This is a genomic window from Sphingomonas sp. BAUL-RG-20F-R05-02, assembly GCF_022662305.1.
GTDB lineage: Bacteria > Pseudomonadota > Alphaproteobacteria > Sphingomonadales > Sphingomonadaceae > Sphingomonas.
On sequence record NZ_JAKNQH010000008.1, the window covers coordinates 170,452 to 177,708 of the forward strand.

At 67.6% G+C, this 7,257-nt stretch carries 6 protein-coding genes and 1 pseudogene; 6 read left to right on the forward strand and 1 reads right to left on the reverse strand.

The genetic code is table 11. The features are described 5' to 3' along the window. Positions 1-162 precede the first annotated feature (162 nt). From L8F97_RS16625 to L8F97_RS16645, 5 genes are read left to right on the forward strand one after another with little or no spacing between them, the layout of a single operon-like run. A complete protein-coding gene (locus L8F97_RS16625) occupies positions 163-966 on the forward strand; it encodes an IclR family transcriptional regulator (protein WP_242152810.1) in 804 nt (267 codons plus the stop codon). Continuing rightward, complete coding sequence (locus L8F97_RS16630) at positions 963-1,934, forward strand: alpha/beta hydrolase (protein WP_242152813.1); 972 nt, start codon at positions 963-965, stop codon at positions 1,932-1,934. The genes L8F97_RS16625 and L8F97_RS16630 overlap by 4 nt, the downstream gene beginning before the upstream one ends. Next, positions 1,931-2,734, forward strand: coding sequence for a GDSL-type esterase/lipase family protein (locus tag L8F97_RS16635; protein ID WP_242152817.1), 804 nt, complete (start codon positions 1,931-1,933; stop codon positions 2,732-2,734). The genes L8F97_RS16630 and L8F97_RS16635 overlap by 4 nt, the downstream gene beginning before the upstream one ends. Continuing rightward, a complete protein-coding gene (locus L8F97_RS16640) occupies positions 2,731-3,522 on the forward strand; it encodes an SGNH/GDSL hydrolase family protein (RefSeq protein ID WP_242152820.1) in 792 nt (263 codons plus the stop codon). Before L8F97_RS16635 ends, L8F97_RS16640 begins: the two co-directional genes overlap by 4 nt. Continuing rightward, the gene (locus tag L8F97_RS16645; RefSeq protein WP_242152823.1) at positions 3,519-5,144 is read left to right on the forward strand and encodes an alpha-L-fucosidase; all 1,626 of its coding nucleotides are present in this window, start codon (positions 3,519-3,521) and stop codon (positions 5,142-5,144) included. Before L8F97_RS16640 ends, L8F97_RS16645 begins: the two co-directional genes overlap by 4 nt. A 16-nt stretch (positions 5,145-5,160) precedes the next feature. On the opposite strand, the gene L8F97_RS16650 is transcribed toward L8F97_RS16645, so the two are convergent. Beyond that, entirely contained in the window at positions 5,161-6,780 is a 1,620-nt protein-coding gene (locus L8F97_RS16650) for a DUF5597 domain-containing protein (RefSeq protein WP_242152826.1), read from the reverse strand. 147 nt (positions 6,781-6,927) lie between these two features. On the opposite strand from L8F97_RS16650, the pseudogene L8F97_RS16655 reads away from it, so the two are divergent. Continuing rightward, a pseudogene (locus tag L8F97_RS16655) lies at positions 6,928-7,257 on the forward strand (alpha-glucosidase); the annotation flags it as partial.

A 7,257-nucleotide genomic window follows, 5' to 3' on the forward strand; every position in this document is an offset into this window, starting at 1 on the left:
CTGCGTGCATGGCCCCCGGGCAGGGCTCTGAAGCCGCTCCTTACGTCCGCCGTTACAATTGTGAAATATAAAAATTGCTTTCACGGGTGATTTTTCGCTACCGCATGGCGGCCGCCGCCGGAGCGACGTACAAGCGCTCCGATAAGCAAACGGGGGAGAGGCATGGCAACGAAGTCGCGGTATCAGGCGCCGGCATTAAAGAAGGGGCTCGAGATCCTGGAAGTCCTCGCCGCCGCCAGCGCGCCGCTTACCATGTCGGACATCTCGGTCGCGCTGGACCGCTCGATCAGCGAGATCTTCCGGATGTTGCAGGTGCTCGAGGAACATCGTTACATCGTCCGCAGCGAAGAAGGGTACCGCCTCACCAATCGGCTGTTCGCGCTGAGCATGGGTCAGCCGCCGGTACGCGATCTCGTCTCCACCGCGATGCCGGTGATGGAAGGTTTGGCGCGCCGGATCGGGCAGAGCTGTCATCTCGCGGTCGTATCCGGTGCCGAGATGGTGGTGATCGCCGGCGTCGATTCCCCCGGCTTGTCGGGCTTCGCGGTGCGCGTCGGCTACCGGCGGCCGCTGCATCGCTCCGCATCCGGGCGCATCCTGCTCGCCTTCCAATCCCCCGACGGGCGCGCCGCTATGCTGGAGGACGTGCGCGCGACGGGCGATGCGGTCGATCTGCCGGTGCTGACCGCGCAACTCGACGCGATCATCGCGGACGGCGGCGGCACATCGCCCAGCCCGGTGCTGACCGGGATCATCGACCTGTCCGTGCCGGTGCTGTCGCTGAACGTGGCGCGCGCGGCGCTGACCATCCCTTTCGTCGACGGACCGGGCGCGCGGGTCGGGCTGGCCGAGTCGCAGGCGGCGCTGCGCGAAGCGGCTGAGGCGATCGCCGACCAGCTCGCCCCGGTGCTGCGCGATGCTACACTCCGCCCGGACGAGGATCAGGAAAAGGATTCGGACGCATGAACGACCTGTCACGCCGCACGCTGATCGGCGGCTCCATGCTGCTCGGCCTTGCCGCCGCGGCCACATCGGCGGATGCGCAGACCAGCGCACATGACGAAGTGGTAGAGCTGTGGCCCGGCCCGCCGCCCAGCAGCACCGGCGCCACGATCACGCGCAAGATCGCCGATCAGTCGAAGGACCCCGCGCACCTCGATCGCTGGGTGACCGGGATCGCGCGGCCGGTGCTGGTGGTGTACCGCCCGGCCCGCCCGAACGGCACGGCGGCGCTCGTCATGCCGGGCGGCGGATATGGCTTCCTGTCGTATGACAATGAAGGCGTATCGCAGGCGGCATGGCTCAACGCGCGTGGCGTGACGGCGTTCATCCTGCTGTACCGCTTGCCATCGGAAGGCTGGAACGATCGCGCCGACGTGCCGCTTCAGGACGCACAGCGGGCGATGCGCGTGATCCGTTCGGGCGCGGCGCGGTTCGGCATCCGCGCCGACAAGATCGCCGTCCTCGGCTTCTCGGCCGGCGGACACCTCGCCGGGTCGCTCGCGACGCGCCATGCCGAGCGGACCTACGCGCCGGTCGATGCTACCGATACGCTCAGCGCACGGCCGGATGTGGCGGGGCTGATCTACCCGGTCATCACGCTCGACCAACCATTCACGCATGTCGGATCACGCGACATGCTGCTCGGGCCGAACTCCAGCGTGGCGGAACAGCGCGCGCGTTCGGTCGAGCGCAAGGTCGACGCGACCACACCGCCGACGTTCCTCGTGCATGCCGCCGATGACGGGCTGGTGCCGGTCGCCAACAGCATCGCGATGTTCGACGCGTTGATGGCCGCCAAGCGACCGACAGCGCTGCACGTGTTCGAGGACGGTGGCCACGGCTTCGGCGTGCGCCTGCCGCGCGCGCAATCGGCTTCGGCGTGGCCAGGCCTGTTCGCGACCTTCGCGACGCGGCAGGGCGTCGCGCTGTGAAGGCGTGGCCGGTATTGCTTGCCAGCGTGCTGGCAGCGGCGCCGGCCGCCGCGCAGGCACCGCATTACCAAAGCTCGCCCGAACGGCGGACGGTGGTGGAAAAGGACTGGGGACCGTGGCTCGGGCCGTTCCGTGCGAAACTGATCCCCAGCCTGATGCGCGATTTCGGTGAGCGCTATCTCTACCAGCCCGCCAACGCTGCCCTGCCCCCGCCCCGCGCGGGCGAACGACGCGTGGTGTTCCTGGGGGACTCGATCACCGATCGCTGGAACCTTGCGGCGAGCTTTCCCGGCAAGCCCTATGTCAATCGCGGTATCGGCAGCCAGGTGACCGCGCAGATGATCCTGCGCTTTCACCAGGACGTAATCGCGCTGCATCCGCAGGCGGTGGTCATCCTGTCGGGTGTCAACGACGTGCAGGGCTTTCTCCAGCAGGAGACGCCCGAGCAGATCGAGGCGAATTGGGAAACCATGGCCGATCTCGCCGATGCACATGGCATAGCGGTGGTGTTCGGGTCGTTGTTGCCGGTCAACGACTATACCGACGCGGCACGCGATGTCGTGAAGGAACGCCATCCCGACGAACTACGCGCATTGAACGCGTGGCTGCGCGCGTTCTGCGCGCGGCGTCACTACGCCTATGCCGATTACTTCGCGGCGCTGGTCGATCGGAACGGCCTGATGACCGCGGCCTACACCAGCGACGGCATCCATCCACTCGACGCCGGCTATGCCCGCATGGCGCCGGTCGCCGCGCGCGCGATCGCGACCGCTCTCGCCACCCACCTCAGGAGCAAATGATGCGCTACCTCCCCCTGATTGCGATCCTGCTTGGCTCGGCGGCGTCCGCCCAGACCAGCGTGCCCGGCGACCCCTATGTCGGCGATCCGGTCGGCATCGTCGCCGATCCCTGCCCTGCCCACCCCAAGCCGGCCGACAAGGCCGGGTGGCAGATGTGGAACCTGCACATGATGACTCGTGATTACGGGCAGCTCTGCCGCTACGCCGCGCAGAACGCCGCGATCACGCAGCCGGTGCGCGTGGTGTTCATGGGCGATTCCATCACCGACAACTGGATCGGTGCGGATCCGACGCTGTTCACGAACGGCATCGTCGATCGCGGCATCAGCGGGCAGACCACACCGCAGATGCTGGTGCGCTTCCGCCGCGACGTGATCGATTTGCACCCGCAGGTCGTGCATATCATGGCCGGCACCAACGACATTGCCGGCAATACCGGCGCGGCGACGATCGAGACGGTACAGGGCAACATCGCCAGCATGGCGGAACTCGCCCGCGCGCATGGCATCAAGGTGATCCTCGCCTCGATCCCGCCCGCCGCCGCCTTCCCGTGGAGCCCGGACAAGCGGCCGGTGCCGCAGATCGCCGCGATGAACACGTGGTTGCGCGGTTATGCCAAGGCGAACGGCTTCACCTATGTCGATTATCACGCCGCGCTGACCACGCCGGAGGGCGCGATGAAGCCCGGCCTCGCCAGTGACGGCGTGCATCCCACCCCGGCGGGCTATGCGGTGATGCGCCCGCTCGCGCTGGCGGCGATCGCCACCACGCTGGGCTCGCGCAAATGAACTCGCTCGACCGCCGCCGCTTCCTCGCCGGCAGCGCTGCGCTCGGCATCGCGCAGGCGGCGCGCGCGGCCAGCCCGATGGGCGCGGCGCGCGGGCCGGTGCAGGCGAACTGGCCGTCGCTGGTCGACAATTACCGCTACCCCGACTGGTTCCGCGACGCCAAGCTCGGGCTGTGGGCGCATTGGGGGCCGCAATCGGTGCCCGAGCAGGGCGACTGGTACGGCCGCTTCATGTATATGCAGGGCCACCCGATGTACGAACATCACCTCAAGACCTACGGCCATCCGTCGGTATCGGGGATGAAGGACATCCAGCATCTGTGGTCCGCCGCGAAATGGGACCCGGATGCGCTGATGCAGCGCTACGTGAAGGCAGGCGCCAAATATTTCCTCGCGCTCGCCTGCCATCACGACAATCTCGACTGCTACGACAGCCGTTACCAGCCGTGGAACAGCCTGCGCGTCGGGCCGAAGCGCGACGTGGTCGGCGAGTGGGAGAAGGTCGCGCGGCGTGCCGGGCTGAAGTTCGGCGTGTCCAACCATGCCGCGCATGCGTGGCACTGGTATCAGTCGGCCTATGGCTATGATCCGGTCGGCGCGAAGAAGGGCGTGCGCTACGACGCCTACACCCTGCGCAAGGAAGACGGGCGCGGCACTTGGTGGGAGGGATTGGACCCGCACGACCTCTACACCGGTCGCCATGCGGTGCTGCCCGACGGCATCGACAGCATCGCCGCAATGGAGGCATGGCACGACAAGCACGACGGCCAATGGGTCGAGACGCCCCCGCCGGGCGACCCCGCCTATGTGACGAAATGGCTGCTGCGGCAGACCGACCTGATCGACAAGTACAAGCCCGATCTCGTCTATTTCGACGATTACGAACTGCCGTTCGGCCCGGTCGGGCTGGAGGCGGCGGCGGATTACTACAACCGCTCGATCGCATGGCACGGCAAGATCGACGTGGTGCTGACCGGCAAGCAGTTGAAGCCCAACCAGCGCTTCGGCATCCTGCAGGATGTCGAGCGCGGCTACACCGACCATCTGTGGGACGAGCCGTGGCAGACCGACACCTGCATCGGCGACTGGTTCTACAACGTCGCGCGGCTCAACGACCGCAGTTACAAGACGGCGGAGGACGTGATGCAGCGGCTCGCCGACGTGGTGTCCAAGAACGGCAACCTGCTGCTGTCGATCCCGCAGCCCGGCGACGGCGCGATCGATGCCGAGGAAGAGAATATCCTCGACGGCATGGCGGGGTGGATCGCGGTGAACGGCACGGCGATCTTCGGGTCGCGGCCGTGGCGGCGCTATGGCGAGGGGCCGACCCAGCTTGCGGTGGGGATGCAGAACGAAGGATCCGCCAAGCCGTTCACGTCTGCGGATATCCGCTTCACCACCAACGCGGGCGCGCTGTACGCGCTGTTCCTAGCGCCGCCCAAGGGGCGCGCGACGATCCGCTCGCTCGCGACGGGGCGCGAGGGTGTGGTCGAGCGCGTGACGTTGCTGGGTGGCGGGACGGTGCCGCACCGCCGCGACGCGACCGGGCTGCATTTCGATATGCCGCCGGGTGCGGGCGGCTTCGTGCCGGTGGTGCGGATCGACGGGCGCGGGCTGGTCTGAGCCCGCGCCACTCGCTTTAGCGGTAGTGGCCCATCGTCACGCGCAGCAGCACCGGCTGGTCGGTGATGTTGAGGCCGTAATCGGTCTGGTCGCCGTTCCACACGCGTGACGTAATCCACGCGCCATCTTTCAGCGTGCCTTCCTCGACGCTGACGATCATGCCGTTTGCCGGCCCGCCGGCGCGACCGGCGAAGTCGAAGCGGATGTGGTCGCCCATCACGAGGAAGCTGTCCGCCGAGAGTTGCGCGACCACGCCGCCGCCGACCGGGCGGTTCGCCCATTCCGGCGGGTCCGATTTGATCCACGTCCAGCTTTTCTGCCCGAACTGCCATTCGCCGAAGCCGGCGGTGATCGTCCAGTCGCCCATCGTGGTGGATTGCGCGGTGCCGTCCTCTCCCTTGGCCACGCCCCAGGTCGGGTGGCTGGCGGCGATCGTTGCCCAATCGCCGGCGATGGGGGCGAGCAGCGCGTATTTGTCGGCGATCGCGGCGACGGTCGGCGCATCCAGCGCCTTGGCGCCGAGCGGGTAGTTGTAATAGCCGGTCTCATCCATGCCGAACGGCGCATAGCCGATCGTGCCGCGCCCCAGCGCCGCCCAGAAGAACCGCGCGAACGGCTCGGCGTTGCCGATCTCCGGCACCATCAGCGCATTGTCAGGCCGGGCATAGGCGTCGAGATAGGCGAGCACGTCGGGTGCCTTGCCGTCGTAGATGTCGGGCGCCTCGAAATCGATCGCGGGGGCCGCCGCCTTCCAGATCCGCAGCACGTCCTGCTGCGGGCCGCCGCTCGCCACGCCGTCCGGGTCGGGCACGTTGGATGGCCCGGCGAGTGCCGCGTTGACGTACATCGGCAGCGGCTTCACCGCCTTGCCCGCCGCCGCGATCTCGTTGACGTACACGGCGGTGTGCCAGGTGTTGAACGCGCGGTCGGCCTGCGCGCCGAACAGCGTGGTCCAGGTGCCGGCGCGCTTGCCGAGCGCCTTTGCCAGCGCGGCCGGCACCGGCTTCGCGAACAGCGCGTTCGCCACCGCGCCGTAATCGCGCGGGTTGCGGTAGCTGCCGGTCTCGTTCTCGGGCTGAACCAGGATCACGGTGTTCTGCGGGTCGTGATCCTTGAGGTAGCGCATCAGCGCGACGAACGCGCGCTTGTCCGCCTCCAGCGTGGTGCGGAACATCGCCGACAGCGTGCCGTGGTCGGCGCCGGTGCGCGTCTTCATGCGCGGGAAGCGGCGGTTGTCGAGCTTGACCCAATCCGGCGTGTAGCTGGGCGAGGTGTTCTTCCACGTGCCGAACCACAGCAGCACGACGCGCTTGTCATGCGCGCGCGCCTGATCGAGCAGCGTGGCCACGAAGCTGAAATCGAACTGCCCCTCGACTGGTTCGATCTGCTGCCACGCGACGGGCACCTCGACCGTGTTGGCGTGGAGCCGGTCGAGCAGCGGCCACACGACCGGCAGCGCGGCGGGATAGTTGCTCGAATTGTTGACCTGCGCGCCGAGCATCAGGAACGGTTTGCCGTCGACGATCAGGGTATGACGCGCGCCGTGCGCCTCGAGGTGGGGCAGCGTGGTTTCCTGTGCCAAGGCCGGCGTGGCTGCCGCTGTGGCGAGCAGCGCGAGCGTGATCGCGATCTTCATAACCCCTCCATTGGTCTAGCTATGCGCCAAATGTCGCGTACGATGTAACGGTGATCTTCAACGAACACGTCACGCCACTTGCGCCGGTGAATGAAGATATCATAAGTGAAAATTACAGACGAACAAGCTAGGCTCGGGAGAGAAACGATGACGACGGTGCTGCAAACCCGAGCGGCGGCGCGTGCCGTTCTCACCGCTGGAGCCTCGCTGCTCGCGCTGATCGCCCTCCCCGCCCTCGCTGCCCCGCTCGCCTCGCTTGATCGTAACGGCGCACGCGTATCGGTGGAGCCATACGCGGCCAACATCGTGCGCGTCACCATCGCGATGGACCCCGCGCTCGCCGACGCTCCGCCCGGCGACGGCCCGAACGCGAAGCCGGATGCGACCGGCTGGACGCACACCACCAGCACCGTCGGCGACGTGTTCACGTCCGCAGCCGTCTCGCTCACCGTCAATGCAGAGCCGTGGCCAACCGCG